This is a genomic window from Brachybacterium massiliense (assembly GCF_900184245.1).
GTDB lineage: Bacteria > Actinomycetota > Actinomycetes > Actinomycetales > Dermabacteraceae > Brachybacterium > Brachybacterium massiliense.
Genome location: NZ_FXXB01000008.1, coordinates 419,088 through 439,122, shown reverse-complemented (window position 1 = coordinate 439,122; position 20,035 = coordinate 419,088). Strand labels below are relative to the sequence as shown.

Sequence of the window (20,035 nt, the reverse complement as noted above, 5' to 3'; positions counted from 1 at the left end):
ATCGGCTCCGTGGCTCGTGGGGGCGTGATCAGAAGGCGTCGAGGACGCCCGGCCGCGGACCGGCCAGCAGTGCGTCCAGGAAGGTCTCGGCGGCCGGGTCGGCCGTCGCGGTGAGGTCGAGCCGGCGAGCATCGGCGAGGCTCCGCCCTCCCACCAGGAGCAGGGACGCGGCGTGGATGTCGAGGCGGATCGTGCCCAGCAGCACACGGTCCTCACCCTCCTCGGGGGCGGCCTCGATGCGCCCGTCGGCCGCGGAGACCACGAAGGTTCCCGCGGCCCGGCAGGTGCCGGGAGGGACGGTGGAGTCCTCGACCACCAGGCGCACCGCGCCCGTCAGCGAGGGCGGGGCGGGACGGGCCCGCAGGGCGCCGACGGTGTCCACCACCCGCATCATCACCAACGGCACCGGGCCGGGATCGGGGCGTGCCCCTCCGCCGGGCAGGGCGTCCAGCAGCGGGTCCTCGGGCCGCAGGCGCACCCGCACATTCTCGGTGACCGTGGACCACGAGCCGAGCGAGCGCAGCAGCGCGATCCGGTCGGCGCGGGTGCGTCCCAGCACCTCGTGCACCTCGAGCCCGACACCGTCCCCACCGTCCAGGCGCGTCCAGGACACGTAGCCGTGCGCGGTGCCGGAGAGGTCCTCGAGCAGCAGCGCGGACCAGCCCCCACCGGGCAGCCCCTCCTCGAACAGGGGAGCCTCCCGCCGCAGCATCGCGTTCTCATGGGCGCTCAGCCGGTGGTAGAGCTCGCGCAGGCGCGGCATCGTCTGCTCGGTCACCGGCACCAGGCGGCGATCGGGCACGGGGCGCAGCCGCTGCAGATCCACCAGCGGCACGATCAGCGACTCGGTGCGCGCGACCACCTGGTAACCGAAGCGGCGATAGATCGCCGGGTTCGAGGGGTAGAGCATCGACAGCGGCAGCCCCTCGGCGTCGCAGCGCGCGATCACCGCGGTGAGCAGCTGCCCGAACAGTCCATCACCCCGGTGCGCCGGGTGGACGGCCAGGCCCGCGATCCCGCCGCAGCCCACCACGCCGCCGCCCAGGGCGACCCGGTCATGGCGGATACGGGCACCCGCGGCGAGCACCCCGTCGAGACCGCCCGGCACGCTCGAGGCGTCGATCCCGAGCGGGGTCTGCCCGGGGGAGAAGTCGCGCGGCGCGCCCGGCGCCGTCGGATCGTAGGAGCCGCCGAAGGCACCCGAGCTCATCGATGCGTAGGCGGCGAAGTCCCCGGCGGTCAGATCGCGAACAGGCATGCGGAAGAGTCTAGGGCGCGCGGGCTGTTGCATACTGACCACGCCCGCCCCGTCCCGAGGAGATGCCGTGAGCCCACGCCGTGACCGTCGATCGACGGATGCGCCGCGAGACGGCGCCCGCAAGCCCTACACCCGGCCCAACAGCGCCCAGCGCGCCGCGCGCGAGGCGCTCTCCAAGCGTCTCGCGGCCGGTGATCCCCGCAGCGACCAGGCTCCTCAGCGCCGCATCCCGGTGGGCCTGTCGACCTCCTCGGTGTTCCCCTCCGGGGTCGAGGACGCCTTCCGCCTCGCGCAGAAGATCGGCTACGACGGGATCGAGGTGATGGTCTCCTATCCCAAGGACAGCCAGGACCCGGCGCTGCTGCGCGAGTACTCCCGGCGGTACGAGCAGCCGATCCTCTCCCTCCATGCCCCCACCCTGTTCTTCCTGCAGGGCCTGTGGGGCCGTGACGCCTGGATCAAGATCGAGCGGACCCTCGAGATCGCGAAGGAGCTCGAGGTGCCCACGATCGTGGCGCACCCTCCCTTCCGCTGGCAGGGCAAGTACGCCCGCGGCTTCGTCGAGGGCGTCGCCGCGCTCGAGGAGGAGCACGGGATCGCGATCGCGGTGGAGAACATGTACCCGTGGCGGCTGGGGGTGCGGGAGCTGCTGAACTACCTGCCCGATCACGATCCCACCGACGAGGACTACGCCCACGTCACCGTCGACCTCTCCCACGCAGCCACGGCCGGTGACGACGCGCTCGAGATGATCGACCGGCTCGGGGACCGCCTCACCCATCTCCACCTCGCGGACGGATCGGGCCGGACCACCAAGGACGAGCACCTGCCCCCGGGCGAGGGCAACCAGCCCTGCGCCGAGGTGCTGCGCCGCCTGTCCAACCGCGGCTGGGAGGGGTCGGTGCTGCTCGAGGTCACCACCAGCAACAACCCCGAGATGCGTGAGCGCACGTTGCGTCAGAGCCTCGCCTTCGCCCGTCACCACCTCGGTCACCACCTCGACGAGGAGGGCAGCGGCGACGACGTGGGATCCACCACCTCGTGAGGGACTCCCCAGGAGCGGGTGTGACAATGACGGAGGCAATCGCCCGGCCGCATGCGGCCCCGCGACGACGACAAGCACACGGACTGACGAGGTAACGCACGCCGATGGGGAACGGGAACACAGGGATCGTCCACGCGAACACCAGCCTGCTGGCGATCGAGATGAGCCTTCCGCAGGTCACTGTCACCTCGGACGAGATCGACGAGATGCTCGCCCCGGCGCGCAAGCGCCTGCGGCTGCCCAAGGGCGTGCTGCAGCGGGTCGCCGGGGTCTACGAGCGCCGCTGGTGGCGTGACCGAGAGAACGGCTGGAAGCAGGGCGTGGTGCTCGCCGCCGAGCGCGCCATGGCCAAGGCCGGGATCATGCGCGACCAGGTGGGCCTGCTGATCAACGCCTCGGTGTCCCGCCAGCACCTCGAGCCCGCCGTCTCCACCGGGATCCACCACTCGCTGGGCCTGCCCACGAGCGCGATGAACTTCGACATCACCAACGCCTGCCTCGGATTCGTCAACGCCATGTCGATGGCCTCGGCGATGATCGACTCCGGGCAGATCAAGTACGCGCTCGTGGTGGGCGCCGAGGATGTCGAGGAGGTCCAGCGCGGCACCGTCGAGCGCCTGAACTCCAAGACCTCCACCCGCGCGGACTTCAACAACCAGTTCGCCTCCCTGACCCTCGGCTCCGGCGCCGCGGCCGCCGTCCTCGGCCCGGCCGACGCGCACCCCGAGGGGCACCGCCTGAAGCACACCCAGGCCCGTGCCGGCACCGAGCACCACGAGCTGTGCGTGGCGAACATGCAGGACATGCGCACCGACTCCGCGGGGCTGCTCGAGAACGGCATCCAGCTGATCCTGGACACCTGGAAGGGCGCCAACGAGGCCGGGCACGACTTCAAGAACCTCGACCTGGTCATCCCGCATCAGGTCTCGACGGTGTACATCCGCAACTTCTCGAAGATCACCGGGGTGGAGATGGAGCGCATCCCGATGACCCTGGCGGACTGGGGCAACGTCGCCGCCGAAGCGGTGCCGATGACCCTCGCGCACTACCAGAACGACATCCGGCGCGGGCAGCGCGTGCTGCTGATGGGTGTCGGATCCGGCCTGAACACGGCGATGATGGAGGTCGAGTGGTGAACACCACCCGCAGCACAGGGCGCCGACGCGGGACCACCCCGACGGCACCCGAGATCCCGGCGATGCCCGGGGTGGACCCCCGGCTCAGCCGCACCCTCGAGGTGCGCGACCACTCCGGCGAGCAGCGCCGCTGGCACCTGCTGGACTCCGGGCCGCTGCTGGCCGAGCGCGGCATCACCCCGCGCGGCACCCTGCTGGCGGTGCACGGCAACCCCACCTACTCCTTCCTGTTCCGCTCCCTGGTGCGTGCGGACATCCCCTGGCGCCTGATCGCCGTGGACCAGCTGGAGATGGGCTGGTCCGAGCGCACCGGCATCAAGCGCCGCTACCAGGACCGCATCACCGACCTGTCCCTGCTCACCGATGCGCTGTCCCTGCGCGGCCCGGTGGTCACCGTCGGCCACGACTGGGGCGGGCTGATCTCCGCGGGCTGGGCGCTGGACAACCGCCACGACCTGGTCGGGATGATCCTCACCAACACCGGCGTGCACCAGGAGCTCGAGGAGTCGCTGCCGAAGGCCCTGCAGCTCGCCTCGGCGCCCTGGTTCCGCACCCCCGCCACCTCGGTCACCGACACCTTCCTGCGCACCACGCTGTCGCTGTCCAAGCCGGCGCTGCCGGCCGAGGTGCGCGACGCCTACCTCGCCCCGTACCGCACGCGCGCCCGCCGGCTCGGCATCGACCAGTTCGTGGCCGACATCCCGGCCGCGGCCGAGCACCCCTCCCGCGCCACCCTCGAGCGGGTCGCCGAGGGCATCCGCGAGCTGGATGTGCCCACCCTGTTCGCCTGGGGCCCGCGCGACATCACCTTCTCCGACCGTTTCCTGCGCGACCTGATCGAGCGGGTCCCGCACGCCGACGTGCATCGCTTCGAGAAGGCCTCCCACCTGGTGTGGGAGGACGCCGACGTGGCCGGGCTGGTAGCCGGCTGGCTGCACGAGAACTTCGGCACCGCCGAGGAGCCGCGCACCCAGGCCCCCGCCTGGCGCGCCGTCTCCTCCTACGCCGAGCCCGCCCCCGAGAGGCACATCGGCGCACCGATCGCCGAGCTCGCCGCCGATCCCCGCCATGCCCACAGCCCGGCTGTGGTCGAGCTCGGCGCCGAGGACGGCGAGACCCGGGAGATCTCCTGGTCCCTGCTGAACCGCCGCATCGACGACATCGCGGCCGGTCTGCTCGCCCACGGCGTGCGACCCGGGGACCGGGTGAGCCTGCTGATCACGCCCGGGGCAGATCTCACCGGCGTGCTCTACGCCTGCTTCCGCATCGGCGCCGTCGCGGTGGTCGCGGATGCGGGACTGGGCACGGCGGGCCTGACCCGTGCGGTGATCGGCTCGCACCCCGACTGGTTCATCGGCATCAAGAAGGCTCTCGTGGGCGCCCGCGCGCTGGGCTGGCCCGGCCGCCGCCTCTCGGTCGAGCAGCTGCCCACCGTGGACCGCGTCGCGCTCGGGGTGGAGACCTCGATCGCGGAGCTCGCCCGCTCCGGCTCGGTGATGCGCGACCTGGGCGCGCCGCTGGACGCCCCCTGGCCCGCCCCCGAGGCCGATGCCGCGATCCTGTTCACCTCCGGCTCCACCGGCCCCGCCAAGGGCGCCGTGCTCACCCACCGTCAGCTCGGCGCGATGTTCGACGCCGTGGGGGACACCCTGCAGCTGGCCCCCGAGCGCGGCCTGGTCGCGGGCTTCGCGACCTTCGCGCTGCTGGGCCCCGCGCTCGGCGCGCCGACGGTCGTGCCCGACATGGACATCACCCGGCCCGGCGAGCTGACCGCCCCGGCCCTCGCCCAGGCGATCGCGGCGCTCGGCAGCCCCGCCGTGTTCACCGCCCCCGCGGCGCTGCGCAACATCCTGGACACCGCCGATCAGCTCGATGACGCTGGCCGCGCCGCGATGGCCGGTGCGCAGAGCTTCTTCTCCGCCGGCGCTCCGATCCCGGCGCATCTGCTGCGGGACCTGCGTTCGCTGATGCCGAACGCGCACGCGCTGACGCCCTACGGCATGACCGAGTGCCTGGCCGTGGCCGCGATCGACCTCGAGGGCATCGAGGCGGCGGGGGAGGGCTCCGGAGTGTGCGTCGGCCGCCCCGTGCCCCGGGTCGAGATCGCGATCGCCGAGATGGACGAGCTCGGCCGCACCACCGGGACGATCCTCGACACCCCCGGCGTGAGCGGCGAGATCCTGGTGCGCGCCCCGCACGTGCGCGACCGCTATCTCATGCTCTGGCGCACCACCCGCACCGCGATGCGCTTCGAGGGCTGGCACGCCACCGGCGACGTCGGCCACCTCGACGAGGCCGGTCGCCTGTGGGTCGAGGGCCGTGCGGACCACGTGCTCGCCACCGCCCACGGCATGCTCACCCCGGTCCAGGTCGAGGAGGCCGCCGAGTCGGTGCCCACGGTGCGCCGTGCGGGCGCAGCGGTCGTCGGCCCCCGCGGCACCCAGCAGATCGTGGTGATCCTCGAGACCGAGCAGGGCTACCGGCCGGGCAGGGCGGGCCGCCCGCGCCCCGCCGAGCCCTCCCTGCAGGAGGCCGTGCGCCGCGCCGTACGCGACCGCAGCGGCGCCGAGGTGGTCGCGGTGTTCACCACCCGCGCGCTGCCCACGGACATCCGGCACAACTCCAAGATCGACCGTGCCGCTCTGTCCCGCTGGTCCGAGCAGACCCTGCGAGGAGAGAAGGCGGACTCCCTGTGAGCGCACCCACGATCCTGGTCACCGGCGCCTCGGGCATGCTCGGCGGCGCCGTCGCGACCGCGCTGCGCGATCGCGGCGCGACCGTGCGCGCCTTCCAGCGCCGCCCCGCCGGGCTCGAGGGCATCGAGGACGTGCAGGGCTCGCTCACCGAGGCGGAGGACGTCCGCCGGGCGGTGAAGGGAGCCGACGCGGTGATCCACCTCGCCGCGAAGGTGTCCATCTCCGGGCCCGAGAGCGAGTACCGGGCGATCAACATCGAGGGCACCCGGCACGTCCTGGACGCGCTGCGCGCGAACGGCGGCGGCGCCCTGGTGAACATCTCCTCGCCCTCGGTCGCGCATCTGGGTCGCGCGATCGTGGGCCTCGATGCCACCCCCGCCGACCCCTCGCAGGCCCGCGGCCCCTACGCCCGCACCAAGGCGGCCGCCGAGCTGCTGGCGATGGAGGCCGACGGCACCGACGGTCTGCTGATCACCTCCGTGCGCCCCCACGTCGTGTGGGGCCCGGGGGACACCCAGCTGGTGGGACGGATCGTGGACCGCGCCCGCACCGGCCGGCTCCCGCTGCTGGATGAGGGCATGGCCCTGATCGACACCACCTACGTCACCAACGCCGCCGACGCGATCGTCGCCGCCCTCGACCGCATCGAGGACGTGCACGGGGAGAGCTTCGTGGTCTCCAACGGCGAGCCCCGCACCGTGCGTGACGTGTTCGCCGGCTGGTGCGACGCCGCCGGTGTGCCGCAGCCGCGGATCCACCTGCCCGGCAGCGTGGCCCGCTTCGCCGGCCGCGTGATCGAGCAGGTGTGGGAGAAGCGCCCCGGGCACGACGAGCCGCCGATGACGGAGTTCCTCGCCGAGCAGATGTCCACCGCCCACTGGTTCGATCAGCGACGCACCCGCGAGCGCCTGCAGTGGACCCCGCGTGTGAGCCTCGACGAGGGCAACCAGCATCTCGCCGCCTGGTTCCGCGAGCATCCCGTCGTCTGAGAGCCGTGCGCACCGCACGGAGGAACAGGGTCACCCCATGAGCGAGAACCGCCGCGCCGACGCCGCACAGGACGACGCCCAGCTGCTGGCCGAGATCGATGCGGAGCTCGCCGCGGAGCGCTCCGCGAAGAGCCGCGCCGGCCAGCGCCTGACCGGCTTGGTGCTGCTGCTGGGCGGCCTGGTGGGATGGATCGCCTCGCTCGAGCTGCAGCTCGGCAAGGAGATCCTGCTCGAGAACCCCGACGCCACCCTCTCCTGCGACGTGAACCCGCTGATCTCCTGCGGGAACGTGATGATGACCTGGCAGTCCTCCGCCCTCGGCGTCCCCAACATGGCGATCGGGCTGGGCGGCTTCGCGATCATGGGCGTGATCGGTGCGCTGATGGCTTCGGGCACCGCGCTGCCGCCCTGGATGCGCTGGGCCCGGCTCGGCGGGATGACCTTCGCCATCGGCTACGTGCACTTCCTGGCGATCTCGGCGATCTTCCTGATCAGGGCGCTGTGCCCCTGGTGCATGGTGATCTGGTCGGTCACCGCCCCGATGTTCTTCGCGGCCCTCGCCCGCACCATCGAGAGCGGCGACCTGCCCCTGCCCGCCCCGCTGGCGAACCTGCTGCGCCGCTGGGTGGTGCTGACCCTGCTGTGGTACCTGCTGGTGATCGTGGTGATCGCCGCGGCGTTCTGGCGGCAGTGGCTGGTCATGTTCGGGCTCGCCTGAGCACCGTTCCTCCACAGGGGGCGTTCGTCCCCAGCTCCCCGCTCCTCAGCGCACGGGAGGACCGCGCGCGTCTAGGTTCGCGGGCATGGGAGCACAGGGCGGAACCGGAGGGCGCCGGCGCGGTCGCACCGGACGGCATCGCCGCACCGGCCAGCCGCTGATCGAGCGGCGTGACCACAGCGGGCAGTCGCCGGCGCGTCGGTTCTCCGTGCCCGCGCCCTCTCCCTCCGCGCTGGTGGGGATCGCGGTGCTGGTGCTGATCGCCGTCGGCGCCATCCACCTCTCCGGCTCCGGCACCGCGGTGCCGCCCGAGCCCGAGACCGCCGTCGAGGCACCGCCGCAGAAAGCTCCCGGCGACGATGCCGGCGAGCCCTCCCCGGCCGAGGAGGCGCCCAGCGCCGCCGCCCAGGACGCCTCCGAGCCCCCGGCGCCCCAGCAGCTCGTCGTGCACGTCTCCGGAGCGGTGGACGAGCCGGGGGTGGTGAGCCTGCCGCCCGGCTCCCGCGTGGACGACGCCCTCGAGGCCGCCGGCGGCCCGGGAGGTGAGGCGGACCTCTCGGCCATCAACCTCGCACGCCCTCTCGAGGACGGCGAGCACATCCATGTCCCCGTGCCGGGGGAGGAGCCTCCTGCCTCCGCCGCGGAGACCGGCGGTGGGTCCCCGGCGGGGTCCGGGAGCACTGGGAGCCAGGGGCAGATCGATCTGAACACCGCGAGCGCCGCCGAGCTCGAGGAGCTGCCCGGGGTGGGACCCGCGATCGCCCAGCGGATCCTCGAACATCGCGAGAAGAACGGCCCGTTCACCTCCGTGGACGGACTGCTCGAGGTCTCCGGGATCGGTCCCGCCACCCTCGAGAAGATCCGTGAGCGTGCCACGGTATGAGACGGTCGGATCTGCGCCTGCTGCCGGGCGCGACCTGCGTCTGGGCGCTCGCGGTGCTCGGCATCACCGCCGGCACGGCCGCCGCCGTCGCGGGCGCAGCGGTGCTGGTCGCAGCCGTGCTGACCGCCATCACCCTCACCTCCGGCACCCGCACCGCCTCCGGTCTCTACGCCCACCTGGGGATCGTGGTGCTCGCAGGGGTGCTCCTGTTCCCGGCGCTCGAGCGCCATGGAGGCACCGACGCCCTGCTCGAGGAGGCCGCGGCCGAGGGACTGATCGTGGAGCTCAGCGTGGTCGCCGCTGCGGATCCCGCACCGCCCTCCGGCGGCCCCGACTGGTCCCGGGGCGGGCTGCAGATGCGCGCCCGCACAGTGCAGGGCGCCGCCTCGATCGGGCGCGACCAGCGGCCGCTTCCCGGCTCCCTCCCGGTGCTCGTGCGAGCGGACGGCGAGGCGCTGGCGGCGATGGAGCGGGTGCGGGACGGGGACACCGCCCAGGTACGCGGCACCGTCACCGTCAGCGGCTCCCTGGTGATCCTGCGCGCCACCGAGGTGCGGCCGGTGGCCCTGTCCGGCATGGCGGGCCGGGCGCAGTCAGCTCGCCACGCGCTGCGGCAGCAGGCGCGCGAGGCGACCGCCCACCTCCCTGCCGACGAAGCCGCCCTGGTGCGGGGGATGACCACGGGGGACACGCTCGGCATGAGCGAGCGCAGCGAGGAGATGATGCGCCGCGCCGGGATCTCGCATCTCGTCGCCGTCTCGGGCGCGAACATCGCGCTGATCCTGGGCGCGGTGCTGATCCCGCTGCTGCTGGCCGGGGTGCGGCGACGCCCCCGCCTGGTGGTGGCCGGCGCCGTGGTCGCGGCGTACGTGTGGCTGGTGGGGGACGAGCCCAGCGTCCAGCGCGCCGCGACCATGGCCGCCCCGCTGCTGGCCGCCCGCTTCGCCGGAGTGCGCGCCTCCCCGGTGGCGGCGCTCGCTCTCACCGTCGCGCTGTGGTCGGTGCTGGACCCGGTCACCGCGGCCTCCGTCGGCTTCCTGCTCTCGGCGCTCGCGACCGCGGCGATCCTGCTGGCCGCGCCGCCTCTGGCCACCGCTCTGGTCGAGCTCTCGGGGGAGCGGATAGGCCGCACCGCCGCGCTCGTGCTCGCCGTGCCGTTGGTGGCGCAGCTCGCCTGCACCCCGCTGCTGATCCTGCTCACCCCCGAGGTCTCCGTCTGGGCGGTCGCGGTGAACATGATCGTGGGCCCGCTGGTGGGGCCCTCCACGGTGATCGGCATGCTCGCCCTGCTGCTGGGGGTCCTCTCCCCGGCGGCGGCGCAGCTGCTGTACTCCGTGGCCGGCGGGGGAGCGCATCTGGTGCTGCTGGTCGCCCGCGCCGCCGATGCGTTGCCCGGATCCCGCATCGCCGTGCCCGAGGGCGCCACCGGGGTGCTGCTGGCGATCGCCGTGGTGCTGGTCGCGGCGATCGCGGTCGCCGCGCGCCGGGTGCCGCTGGTGCGCTGGACGGTCACCGCGCTGCTGGTGGTCGCGCTCGCACCCGGCATCGGGCGGATGCTGCCGCTGGGCACGGGGCCGGACTGGTACCTGGCCCTGTGCGCCGTGGGCCAGGGCGACGCGGTGCTGATGAGACCCCAGGCCGCCTCTCGGGACTCTCCCACCGTGCTCCTGGACACCGGCCCCGATCCCGCCGCGCTGCGCCAGTGCCTGGACCGGCTGCAGGTCACGCGGATCGACCTGCTCGTGCTCAGCCATCCCCACGCGGATCACGTGGGCGGCAACGATGCGCTCACCGGCCGCCGGCTGCCCGCTCAGCAGTGGGTGTGCCCGCTGCCCGGCGCGGAGGAGAAGGTGGTGCCCGCCGCCCCCGTCACCGTCGTCCGCACCGGGCAGTCCTGGCAGCGCGAGGGCCTCGCTGTGCGGGTGCTGTGGCCAGGATCCGCCGAGGATGCGCTGCGCGCCTCCGCCGCTCAGAGCGGCTCGAGCGAAGGGGACGGTGCGAACAACTGCTCGCTCGTGCTCGAGGTGCACTGGGAGGACGGCACCCGCATGGTCACCCTCGGCGACCTCGAGCCCGGAGCCCAGAGCGAGCTGGCCGCCCTCGCCCCGGGACGCACGGACATCCTCAAGGTCGCCCACCACGGCTCCCGCTTCCAGCACGCCCCGCTCTACCACCAGCTGCAGGCGGAGCTGGCCCTGGTCCCCGTCGGGGCGGAGAACAGCTTCGGCCACCCCACCGACGAGCTGCTCGCCCTGCTGCGCGAGACCGGCACGCAGGTGCTGCGCACCGACGTGCACGGCACCGTCGTGCTCACCACCGACAGCCCCGCGCCGCGGAGCGTCGGTCCGGCCCGCTAGGATCGACCAGTCCGCCCCAGCAGTGAGGAGCCCCCGTGAGCGATGTCGAGTGGCACAGCGTCGCCCTCGCACCGATCGTGCTCATCCACGGTACGGAGAACCTGATCGCCGACCGCGCTGTCCAGCGCCTGCGCGGCCTGGCCCGCGAAGCCGATCCGTCGGTCGCGATCCATGATCTCTCCGGCGACGCCCTCGGCCCCGGCGCCCTCGCCCAGGTGGCGAGCCCCTCCCTGTTCGGCGAGCCCCGCTTCGTGCTGGTGCCCGAGCTGCAGTCCGCCCCGGACACCCTGGTGCTCGAGCTGCTGGAGTACCTCAAGGCGCCCGAGCCCGAGGTCGCCCTGGTGCTCGTCCACCGCGGTGGCAACCGCGGCAAGAAGCTGCTGGACGCCCTGAAGAAGCTCGGAGTGCCCCGGGTCGATGCGAGCCCCGTCAAGCGCGCCGCGGACAAGCAGACCTTCGTCGCCGCCGAGTTCGCGCGCGCCCAGCGCCGCATCCAGCCCGAGGCGCTGGTCGCGCTGGTGGATGCCTTCGGCACCGACCTCGCCGAGCTCGCCGCGATCAGCCGCCAGCTGATCGAGGACTCCACCGCCGATCCGGGGGAGCAGGCCGTCCAGGTGACCCTCCAGGACGTGCACGCCCTCACCGCGGGCCGTGTGGAGTCCACCGCCTTCGCCGTCGCTGACGCGGCGATCGCGGGCCGGGAGCAGGAGGCGCTCCAGCTGCTCCAGCAGGCGCAGCTCTCGGGCGCCGATCCGGTGCCGATCGTCGCTGCGATCGCCTCCAAGATGCGTTCGCTGGCGAAGGTCACCGCACCCCGGGCGAGCGCCCGCACCCTGGGTATGCCGGACTGGATGCTGCGCAGCCTCTCCCGCGAGGCCCGCCACTGGAACGACCGCACCCTCGCCCGTGCGCTCGAGGCCGTGGCCCGTGCCGATCACGAGGTCAAGGGCGCAGGCCGTGACCCGCAGTGGTCCGTGCAGCGGATGGTGATGGAGATCTGCCGCGCGCGCCGCGCCCGCTGAGGGGTCCTCGCGCAGGATCCGCTGCGGAAACGTCTGCGGAGACGACGGAGCCCCGCACACCGTCGTGGTGTGCGGGGCTCCGTCGAGAGGAGCGGAAGGCTCAGGCGCCGACGCCGGCGACCAGCTTGGCGAGACCGGACTTGCGGTTCGCGGCCTGGTTCTGGTGGATGACGCCCTTGGAGACGGCCTTGTCCAGCTTGCGGGAGGCGGTCTTGAGCGCCTCGCCGGCGGCCTCGGCGTCACCGGTGGAGACGGCGGCCTTCACCTTGCGGGTGTAGGTCTTCAGCTCGGACTTGACGGCACGGTTGCGCAGACGCGCCTTCTCGTTCGTCTTGTTCCGCTTGATCTGGGACTTGATGTTTGCCACGGGGACTCTTCTCTAGTGCTGCTGCGGTGGATCTCCCGCGACGGCCGAGGAACGGATCCGACGGGGACGGCGGTGGGGACTCGCCTGGAGACGTCGGTACCGGGTCGCTGCCACGGGTACTCGCCCGGGTCGCACGAAACGCCATCCCTGACACGGCGGGACCACGTCATGCGCACACCGAACGGTATGTCACACATACAGGGAAAGACATTACCAGAGCGGACCGCCCCGGACGCCCCCGGTGTGCGGCGTGTCTCGTGATCGTCCTGCCAGGTCAGCCCCAGCCGTGCACGGTGCGCACCGCTGCGGAGACCCGATCGTAGCGTTCGCGGTCCAGCCGGCCTCCCTCGCGGCGCACGGCGGCGGGGGACAGCCGCAGCAAACGGTCGGCCCGCACCTCGGAGGGACGACCCTGCGCATCCCAGTCGCCGGAGCCGATGTCCACCCAGGTGGAGCCGTGCTCATCGGTGGTCACAGCGCCCTCGTCGGCGCGATCGCGCGAGGTGAGCATCAGGGCGATCAGCACCTCGCCGGACCCGTCGGAGCCGCCGGCGGAGGCCTGCTCCTCGGCGATCACCAGCACCGGGCGATCCTTGCCCTGGGAGAGGTCCTCCTCGTAGGGCACCCACGCCCACACCACCTCGCCCGGATCCGGGTGGTCATCCCTCCGGGGCGCATAGTCGAAGGCCAGGGCGGTGCCGCCTGTGCGATCGGCCAGGGAGTGCGCGCCCTCCCCGGCGCCGCCGCGCATCTGGGGGCGGGGCGCTGGCTCCCCGGCGGTGCGCGCCGCCCTGCCATCGTGTGACTGCCCGCGACGCTGCTCGGTCGCTGCGCGGACCGCCGCGCGCCCGAGCCCGCGGATGCTGCGCCGCACGGCCGGGCTGCGCGAGATCGAGCGAAGGGCCGAGGAGAGGCGGGAGGCAAAGGACATCGGGTTCTCGCTTCCTGGGCGGTCTGCGCCACATGGGGACCGGGACGGTGTGAGAATGGTAGGCATGTCCGCCACCTCGCTGTTCCACGGCGCCCGGACCGGAACCGGCGGCGACGAGATGTTCGCTGCGGACGGGACCGTGCGCCCCACCTATCAGGCGCTGCATGACGCCCTGGACGGACTCGGCCTGGAGGAGTTCCGCGCCAGATCGGAGTCCCTGGCGCTGAGCTATCTCGACCAGGGGATCACCTTCGACTACGCGGGGGAGGAGCGCCCCTTCCCGATCGATGCGATCCCACGGGTCATCGCCGCCGAGGAGTGGTCCCGCGTCTCCGCAGGGGTGGCCCAGCGGGTGCGGGCCCTCGAGCACCTCCTCGAGGACGTCTACCAGGACCGCCGCGCGGTCGCCGACGGGGTGATCCCGGCCGAGCTGATCGCCTCCTCCGCCGACGTGGTCGAGGCGATGCGCGGCTACTCCCCGCCGGGCGGGGTGCGCATCCACATCTCCGGGATCGACCTGGTGCGCGATGGTGCCGGCGATTTCCGGGTGCTCGAGGACAACGTCCGCACCCCCAGCGGCGTCAGCTACGTGCTCTCGAACCGTCGGGCCATGGCGCAGGGCTTCCCCGAGCTGTTCGCCGCCCGGCCCGTGCGCCGCGTGGGCGAGTACCCCGGGCGCCTGCTCGCCGCCCTCCAGGCCGCCGCCCCCGACACCGCCGGCGAGGAGGCGACCGTGGTGGTGCTCACCCCGGGACGGTTCAACAGCGCCTACTTCGAGCACTCGCTGCTGGCCCGCACCATGGGCGTGGACCTCGTGGAGGCCTCGGACCTCGTCGAGCGCGGCGAGCGCATCTACATGCGCACCACCGCCGGGCTGCGCCGCGTGGACGTCATCTACAAGCGCACCGACGACTCCTTCCTGGACCCCGAGGTGTTCCGCCCCGACTCGATGCTCGGCGTGCCGGGCCTGGTGCGCGCGATCCTCGCCGGCAACGTGGTGGTCGCCAACGCGATCGGCAACGGGATCGGCGACGACAAGCTCACCTACACCTACGTGCCCGACCTGATCCGCTACTACCTCTCCGAGGAGCCGATCCTCCCCAACGTGAACACCTGGCGCCTCGAGGAGCCGGACTCCCTCGCCGAGGTGCTGGACCGGCTCGACGAGCTCGTGGTCAAGCCCGTGGACGGCTCGGGCGGCAAGGGCATCGTGATCGGGCCCGCCGCCTCGCGCGAGGAGCTCGATCAGCTGCGCGAGCGCCTGCAGGCCGATCCGCGCGGATGGATCGCCCAGCCCGTGGTGCAGCTGTCCACCATCCCCACGCTGGTCGAGGAGGGGCCCGAGCCGCGTCACGTGGACCTGCGCCCCTTCGCCCTCAACAGCGGGGACGGCATCTGGGTGCTGCCCGGCGGGCTCACCCGGGTGGCGCTGCCCCGCGGCGAGATGATCGTGAACTCCTCTCGCGGCGGAGGCTCCAAGGACACCTGGGTGCTCGCCCCCGTGCGCACCTCCGACGCCGCCGAGAGCTCGCCCTCGCAGTCCGCCGGCGAGCAGGTCGACGACGTCGCGGACTTCGCGGACATCGAGGACCCGCTCGACGACAGCTACGACGAGTACGACGAGTACCCGGACCCGCGCGAGGAGCCGCAGCCCGCGGAGGAGAGCGAGCCCGAGCCCGTCACCTCCGCGATCCCGCTCATCGATGCCGAGGACGTCGAGGACGTCGAGGATGCCGGGCACGTCGAGGATGTCGAGCACGTGACCGACGGGGCCGACGGGGTCGACGAGGCCGACGAGGACAGCACGCCCACCGGCAGGACCGAGGAGGCACGCCATGATGCTCAGTAGGATCGCCGACTCGATGTTCTGGATCGGTCGCTACGTCGAGCGCGCCGACCAGACCGCCCGCATCCTCGACGTGAAGCTCCAGGCCATCACCGAGGAGTCGTCCCTCGATGCCGCTCCCGCCTGCCGCGGGGTCTACCAGATCTTCGGGGTCGAGCACGTCGAGGAGTCCGAGCTGACGGTCCAGCGGGTGCTGGACCGGCTGGTCACCGACCGGCAGAACCCCTCCTCCGTGGCGGGCGCCCTGCAGACCGCCCGCGAGAACGCTCGCGGCGTGCGCGAGGTGCTCTCGACCGAGGTGTGGGAGTCGCTGAACACCACCACGCTGGGCCTGCCCCGCGGTGTGCGGCCCTCCCGGATGCACGGCGCATTCCAGTTCGCCAAGGACCGCTGCGCAGTGGTGGACGGACTGGTGGACTCCTCCATGACCCGTGACGAGGCCTGGCTGTTCCTGCGCATCGGGCAGCTGCTCGAACGGGTGGACATGCTCGCCCGCAACCTGCAGGCTCACGACTTCGAGGACTCCTCCGACGCCGCGACCGTGATGCTGCTGCGCTCCTGCAGCGCGCACGAGGCATATATTCGCTCCTACCGGGGCCGGGTGCGGGCGGCCCGAGCGATCGAGTTCCTGCTGCTGGACTCGATCTTCCCGCGCTCCGCCGCGCATTGCCTGGCGGAGATCGACGAGGCGCTCGAGGCGCTCGCGAAGCTCCACGGCAACAGCTTCGACCGGCTCGGCACCGCCGAGCCCGGCCGGAGGATCGTCGGCCGGGCGCTGGCGAGCCTGCGCTTCCGCCCGCTGGATGACATCGTCGAGTCCTTCGACGACGAGATGGAGCAGCTGCAGATGGTCATCGGCGCCGTCACGCGTGCGCTGGGCACCACCTACTTCCACCCCGCGCACTGACTTCGCCGGGACCGACGTGTGACGTCGGCCCGCCGGAGGCGGCGCAGCAGGCCCCTCGGCGGGGCCCATGAGACCATGGTGCGATCGTCCGTGCGCCTGCACGACGCTCTGCCATCGACGAGAGGACCCATGCCGGTGACCCCGAGGATCGCTGCCGATGAGGCCCGGGACATCCTTCCCGCGTCCACGCCCCAGGAGCGGCTCCGCAACTTCTGCATCATCGCCCACATCGACCATGGCAAGTCCACGCTGGCCGATCGCATGCTGCAGATCACCGGGATCGTCGAGGACCGCGCGATGCGCGCCCAGTACCTCGACCGCATGGACATCGAGCGCGAGCGCGGCATCACCGTCAAGAGCCAGGCCGTGCGCATGCCCTGGCAGGTCGACGGCGTCAACTACGCCCTGAACATGATCGACACCCCCGGGCACGTGGACTTCACCTACGAGGTCTCCCGCTCGCTCGCGGCATGCGAGGGCGCGATCCTGCTGGTGGACGCCGCGCAGGGCATCGAGGCGCAGACGCTCGCGAACCTGTACCTGGCGATGGAGAACGACCTCACCATCATCCCGGTGCTCAACAAGATCGACCTGCCCGGCGCGGAGCCGGACAAGTACGCGGCCGAGATCGGTCAGCTGGTCGGCGTGGACCCCGATGACGTGCTGCGCGTCTCGGGCAAGACGGGCCTGGGCGTCGAGGACCTCCTGGACCACGTGGTGCGCACCCTGCCCGCCCCGGAGGGCGACCCGGACGCGCCCTGCCGCGCGATGATCTTCGACTCCGTCTATGACACCTACCGCGGCGTGGTCACCTACATCCGTGTGGTCGACGGCCACCTCAAGGCTCGCGAACGCATCGACATGATGTCCACCGGCGCCCACCACGAGCTGCTCGAGATCGGCGTGAGCTCGCCCGAGCCCCGCGCCACCCAGGGCATCGGCCCCGGCGAGGTCGGCTACCTGATCACCGGTGTGAAGGACGTGCGCCAGTCCAAGGTCGGCGACACGATCACCACGTCCGTCCGCGGCGCGGAGGATCCTCTCGAGGGCTACTCCGATCCCAAGCCGATGGTGTACTCCGGCCTGTTCCCGATCGACGGCTCCGACTATCCGGTGCTGCGCGACGCGCTCGACAAGCTCAAGCTCAACGACGCGGCTCTGCTGTACGAGCCGGAGACCTCCACCGCCCTGGGATTCGGCTTCCGCGTGGGCTTCCTGGGCCTGCTGCACCTGGAGATCGTGCGCGAGCGGCTCGAGCGCGAGTTCGATCTGGACCTGATCTCGACCGCCCCGTCGGTGGTCTACCAGGTGCTCATGGAGGACGGCACCGAGGTCGAGGTGCTCAACCCCTCCGACTTCCCCGTCGGCAAGGTGCACGAGATCAGCGAGCCCATCACCAAGGCCACCATCCTCGTGCCCAGCGAGTTCATCGGTGCCGTGATGGAGCTGTGCCAGTCCAAGCGCGGCAGCCTCGGCGGCATGGACTACCTCAGCGAGGACCGCGTGGAGCTGCGCTATACGCTGCCGCTGGCGGAGATCGTCTTCGACTTCTTCGACCAGCTGAAGTCCCGCACCAAGGGCTACGCCTCGCTGGACTACGACGTCTCCGGCTCCCAGGTCGCGGACCTCGTGAAGGTGGACATGTTGCTCCAGGGCGAGCCGGTGGACGCCTTCAGCGCGATCGTGCACCGTGACAAGGCCTATAACTACGGTGTCGAGATGGCGGGGAAGCTCAAGAAGCTCATCCCGCGCCAGCAGTTCGAGGTGCCGATTCAGGCCGCGATCGGTTCGCGCATCATCGCCCGCGAGAACATCCGGGCGATGCGCAAGGACGTGCTGTCCAAGTGCTACGGCGGCGACATCTCCCGCAAGCGCAAGCTCCTGGAGAAGCAGAAGGAGGGCAAGAAGCGCATGAAGAACATCGGCTCCGTCGAGGTTCCGCAGGAGGCGTTCATCGCCGCGCTCTCCTCCGACGAGGGCGACATGCCCAAGGACGCCAAGAAGAAGTGAGCGCGCCGACCGGACGGATCGCGGCGGTCTGCACCGTCGCCCAGCTCTTCCCGGTCGCCTCCAGCGGCCTGATGAGCGGGATCGACAAGCGGCCCGTCGACGGCGCTGTCCGCCTGCTCACCCATGGTGTGCTCGGCGATGTCCAGGGCGACCGCGAGCACCACGGCGGCATCTTCAAGGCCGTCTACGCCTTCGCGCGCGAGACCCGGCAGGCGCATGCCGAGGCGCGCGGGATCGACCTGCCCGACGGGTCCTTCGGGGAGAACCTCGTGACCACCGGGCAGGACACCGACGAGACCGTGATCGGGGAGCGCTGGCGCGTGGGCACCGCCGAGCTCGAGGCCACGACGGTGCGCAACCCCTGCGGCACCTTCTCCGCCTGGATCGGCGACCGTCGCTGGGGCAGGCACTTCACCGCCGCGGGCGGCGCGGGCGCCTACTTCCGGGTGCTCGTCGAGGGGGAGACCTCCGCCGGGGACGCGATCGAGGTGCTCCACCGCCCCGAGCACGGCGTCACCATCGGCCAGGCCTTCCGCGGGCTGAGCGCACAGCAGGCCCGCGACCTGCTCGACTGGGCCGAGGCCAGCGGCACCGTGCTGTACGACTCGCTGGCCGGCAGCGCCCTGAACGCCCTGCAGCGGGCGGGGGAGAGCGCCGCCTTCCCCGAGACGCTGCGCTCCACCGGGCGCGGCCTCGGCCTGGGGATGGGCCTGTGAACGACCTCTCCGTCTACATCCACGTCCCGTTCTGCGCCGTGCGCTGCGGATACTGCGACTTCAACACCTATACCGCCACCGAGCTCGGCGGCGGCGGCTCCCAGGCCGAGTACCCCGCCAACGCCATGCGCGAGATGGACCTGACGCTCGCCGAGGATCGGGCGGCCGGCTACGAGTACGAGCAGGTCGCCACCGTGTTCTTCGGCGGCGGCACCCCCACCCTGCTGCCGGCCGATGACCTCGTGTCGATGCTGGATCACCTGCGCCGCCTGATCCCGCTCGCGGACGGCGCCGAGATCACCACCGAGGCGAACCCCGACTCGGTCACCCGCGCCTCCCTCTCCCGGCTCGCCGCCGGCGGCATCACCCGGGTCTCCTTCGGCATGCAGTCCGCCGTCCCCTCGGTGCTGAGGACCCTGGACCGCACCCATGACCCCGAGAAGGTGCCGCAGGCCGTGGCCTGGGCCCGCGAGGCCGGGCTCGATGTCAGCCTCGACCTCATCTACGGCACCCCGGGGGAGACCCTCGCCGACGTCGAGACCTCCGTGAAGGCGGCGCTCGCCTGCGGGGTCGACCACATGTCGGCGTACTCGCTGATCATCGAGGGAAACACCGCGATGGCCCGTCAGCTGCGCCGCGGCGAGCTCGAGCAGCCCGATCCGGACGACATGGCCGACAAGTACGAGCTGGTCGATGATCTCGCCCGCGCCGACGGGCTGTCCTGGTACGAGGTCTCGAACTGGGCGCGCACCCCCGCGCAGCGCTCGCGCCACAACCTCGCCTACTGGAAGGGCACCGACTGGTGGGGCATCGGGCCCGGCGCCCACCGCCACCGCGACGGACTGCGCTCGTGGAACGTGAAGCACCCCAGCCGCTATGCGCGCATGCTCGCCGCGGGGGAGATGCCGCTGGCGGACTCCGAGCAGGTCGCAGGCGAGGACCGGGTGGTCGAGCGGATCATGCTCGAGCTGCGCATCGCCGACGGTCTGGCCGTCGACGTGGTCCCCGAGCACCGTCGGCCGATGCTCGCCGTGCACCGCGACCGGGGCCATCTCGAGCCGGAAGCCCTCCAGGCCGGCCGCGCCGTGCTCACCCGCCAGGGCCGTCTCCTCGCCGACGCGGTGATCCGGGACCTGGTGCCCTGATCCCTCCCG

Annotated in this window: 16 protein-coding genes; 13 read left to right on the top strand and 3 right to left on the bottom strand. The window is 72.3% G+C overall.

Annotated features, from left to right (window positions below; genetic code table 11):
* Positions 1 to 28: 28 nt before the first annotated feature.
* Positions 29 to 1,258, bottom strand: a complete 1,230-nt coding sequence (locus tag BN4251_RS12005) for a GNAT family N-acetyltransferase (protein ID WP_087485325.1) — start codon at positions 1,256 to 1,258, stop codon at positions 29 to 31.
* Between the two features lie 67 nt (positions 1,259 to 1,325).
* On the opposite strand from BN4251_RS12005, the gene BN4251_RS12000 reads away from it, so the two are divergent.
* From BN4251_RS12000 to holA, 8 genes are all read left to right on the top strand, one after another.
* Entirely contained in the window at positions 1,326 to 2,303 is a 978-nt protein-coding gene (locus BN4251_RS12000; protein ID WP_087485324.1) for a sugar phosphate isomerase/epimerase family protein, read from the top strand.
* A 104-nt stretch (positions 2,304 to 2,407) separates the two neighbouring features.
* Positions 2,408 to 3,439: a 3-oxoacyl-ACP synthase III gene (locus BN4251_RS11995; protein ID WP_087485323.1), complete on the top strand. Its 1,032-nt coding sequence runs from the start codon at positions 2,408 to 2,410 to the stop codon at positions 3,437 to 3,439.
* Between the two features lie 62 nt (positions 3,440 to 3,501).
* Positions 3,502 to 6,135, top strand: a complete 2,634-nt coding sequence (locus BN4251_RS11990; RefSeq protein WP_425426215.1) for an alpha/beta fold hydrolase — start codon at positions 3,502 to 3,504, stop codon at positions 6,133 to 6,135.
* Positions 6,132 to 7,124, top strand: coding sequence for an NAD-dependent epimerase/dehydratase family protein (locus BN4251_RS11985; protein WP_087485322.1), 993 nt, complete (start codon positions 6,132 to 6,134; stop codon positions 7,122 to 7,124). Before BN4251_RS11990 ends, BN4251_RS11985 begins: the two co-directional genes overlap by 4 nt.
* Before the next feature lie 37 nt (positions 7,125 to 7,161).
* A complete protein-coding gene (locus tag BN4251_RS11980; RefSeq protein WP_087485321.1) occupies positions 7,162 to 7,842 on the top strand; it encodes a vitamin K epoxide reductase family protein in 681 nt (226 codons plus the stop codon).
* An 85-nt stretch (positions 7,843 to 7,927) separates the two neighbouring features.
* On the top strand, positions 7,928 to 8,725 hold the full coding sequence (locus BN4251_RS18880; RefSeq protein ID WP_087485320.1) for a ComEA family DNA-binding protein: 798 nt from the start codon (positions 7,928 to 7,930) through the stop codon (positions 8,723 to 8,725).
* Positions 8,722 to 11,082: a ComEC/Rec2 family competence protein gene (locus BN4251_RS11970; RefSeq protein WP_087485319.1), complete on the top strand. Its 2,361-nt coding sequence runs from the start codon at positions 8,722 to 8,724 to the stop codon at positions 11,080 to 11,082. The genes BN4251_RS18880 and BN4251_RS11970 overlap by 4 nt, the downstream gene beginning before the upstream one ends.
* 35 nt (positions 11,083 to 11,117) lie before the next feature.
* The gene (gene holA / locus BN4251_RS11965; RefSeq protein ID WP_087485318.1) at positions 11,118 to 12,104 is read left to right on the top strand and encodes a DNA polymerase III subunit delta; all 987 of its coding nucleotides are present in this window, start codon (positions 11,118 to 11,120) and stop codon (positions 12,102 to 12,104) included.
* Positions 12,105 to 12,204: 100 nt separating this feature from the next.
* On the opposite strand, the gene rpsT is transcribed toward holA, so the two are convergent.
* Positions 12,205 to 12,471 carry a 30S ribosomal protein S20 gene (gene rpsT, locus BN4251_RS11960; RefSeq protein ID WP_087485317.1) on the bottom strand — a complete coding sequence of 89 codons (267 nt, stop codon included), beginning with the start codon at positions 12,469 to 12,471 and terminating at the stop codon, positions 12,205 to 12,207.
* 274 nt (positions 12,472 to 12,745) lie between these two features.
* Complete coding sequence (locus BN4251_RS11955; protein WP_087485316.1) at positions 12,746 to 13,402, bottom strand: type II toxin-antitoxin system PemK/MazF family toxin; 657 nt, start codon at positions 13,400 to 13,402, stop codon at positions 12,746 to 12,748.
* Positions 13,403 to 13,466: 64 nt separating this feature from the next.
* Here BN4251_RS11955 and BN4251_RS11950 point away from each other — a divergent pair, with 64 nt between their 5' ends.
* The 5 genes from BN4251_RS11950 to hemW all read left to right on the top strand — a co-directional run bounded on the left by BN4251_RS11950 (position 13,467) and on the right by hemW (position 20,026).
* Positions 13,467 to 15,251, top strand: a complete 1,785-nt coding sequence (locus BN4251_RS11950; protein WP_170931952.1) for a circularly permuted type 2 ATP-grasp protein — start codon at positions 13,467 to 13,469, stop codon at positions 15,249 to 15,251.
* Positions 15,238 to 16,155: an alpha-E domain-containing protein gene (locus BN4251_RS11945; RefSeq protein WP_245810328.1), complete on the top strand. Its 918-nt coding sequence runs from the start codon at positions 15,238 to 15,240 to the stop codon at positions 16,153 to 16,155. The genes BN4251_RS11950 and BN4251_RS11945 overlap by 14 nt, the downstream gene beginning before the upstream one ends.
* Positions 16,156 to 16,284: 129 nt before the next feature.
* On the top strand, positions 16,285 to 18,165 hold the full coding sequence (gene lepA, locus BN4251_RS11940) for a translation elongation factor 4 (RefSeq protein WP_087485314.1): 1,881 nt from the start codon (positions 16,285 to 16,287) through the stop codon (positions 18,163 to 18,165).
* Entirely contained in the window at positions 18,162 to 18,881 is a 720-nt protein-coding gene (locus tag BN4251_RS11935) for an MOSC domain-containing protein (protein ID WP_245810327.1), read from the top strand. Before lepA ends, BN4251_RS11935 begins: the two co-directional genes overlap by 4 nt.
* Positions 18,878 to 20,026 (top strand): radical SAM family heme chaperone HemW, encoded by a 1,149-nt coding sequence (gene hemW / locus BN4251_RS11930; RefSeq protein ID WP_087485313.1) that lies wholly within the window; start codon positions 18,878 to 18,880, stop codon positions 20,024 to 20,026. The genes BN4251_RS11935 and hemW overlap by 4 nt, the downstream gene beginning before the upstream one ends.
* Positions 20,027 to 20,035 lie beyond the last annotated feature (9 nt).

What these genes read in the sequence shown, in the direction of transcription:
- BN4251_RS12005 (WP_087485325.1), bottom strand. Translation starts at nt 1,258, where the DNA reads ATGCCTGTTCGCGATCTGACCGCCGGGGACTTCGCCGCCTACGCATCG.
- BN4251_RS11995 (WP_087485323.1), top strand. Translation starts at nt 2,408, where the DNA reads ATGGGGAACGGGAACACAGGGATCGTCCACGCGAACACCAGCCTGCTG.
- BN4251_RS11990 (WP_425426215.1), top strand. Translation starts at nt 3,502, where the DNA reads ATGCCCGGGGTGGACCCCCGGCTCAGCCGCACCCTCGAGGTGCGCGAC.
- BN4251_RS11980 (WP_087485321.1), top strand. Translation starts at nt 7,162, where the DNA reads ATGAGCGAGAACCGCCGCGCCGACGCCGCACAGGACGACGCCCAGCTG.
- BN4251_RS18880 (WP_087485320.1), top strand. Translation starts at nt 7,928, where the DNA reads ATGGGAGCACAGGGCGGAACCGGAGGGCGCCGGCGCGGTCGCACCGGA.
- BN4251_RS11970 (WP_087485319.1), top strand. Translation starts at nt 8,722, where the DNA reads ATGAGACGGTCGGATCTGCGCCTGCTGCCGGGCGCGACCTGCGTCTGG.
- BN4251_RS11955 (WP_087485316.1), bottom strand. Translation starts at nt 13,402, where the DNA reads ATGTCCTTTGCCTCCCGCCTCTCCTCGGCCCTTCGCTCGATCTCGCGC.
- BN4251_RS11950 (WP_170931952.1), top strand. Translation starts at nt 13,467, where the DNA reads ATGTCCGCCACCTCGCTGTTCCACGGCGCCCGGACCGGAACCGGCGGC.
- BN4251_RS11945 (WP_245810328.1), top strand. Translation starts at nt 15,238, where the DNA reads ATGATGCTCAGTAGGATCGCCGACTCGATGTTCTGGATCGGTCGCTAC.
- lepA (WP_087485314.1), top strand. Translation starts at nt 16,285, where the DNA reads ATGCCGGTGACCCCGAGGATCGCTGCCGATGAGGCCCGGGACATCCTT.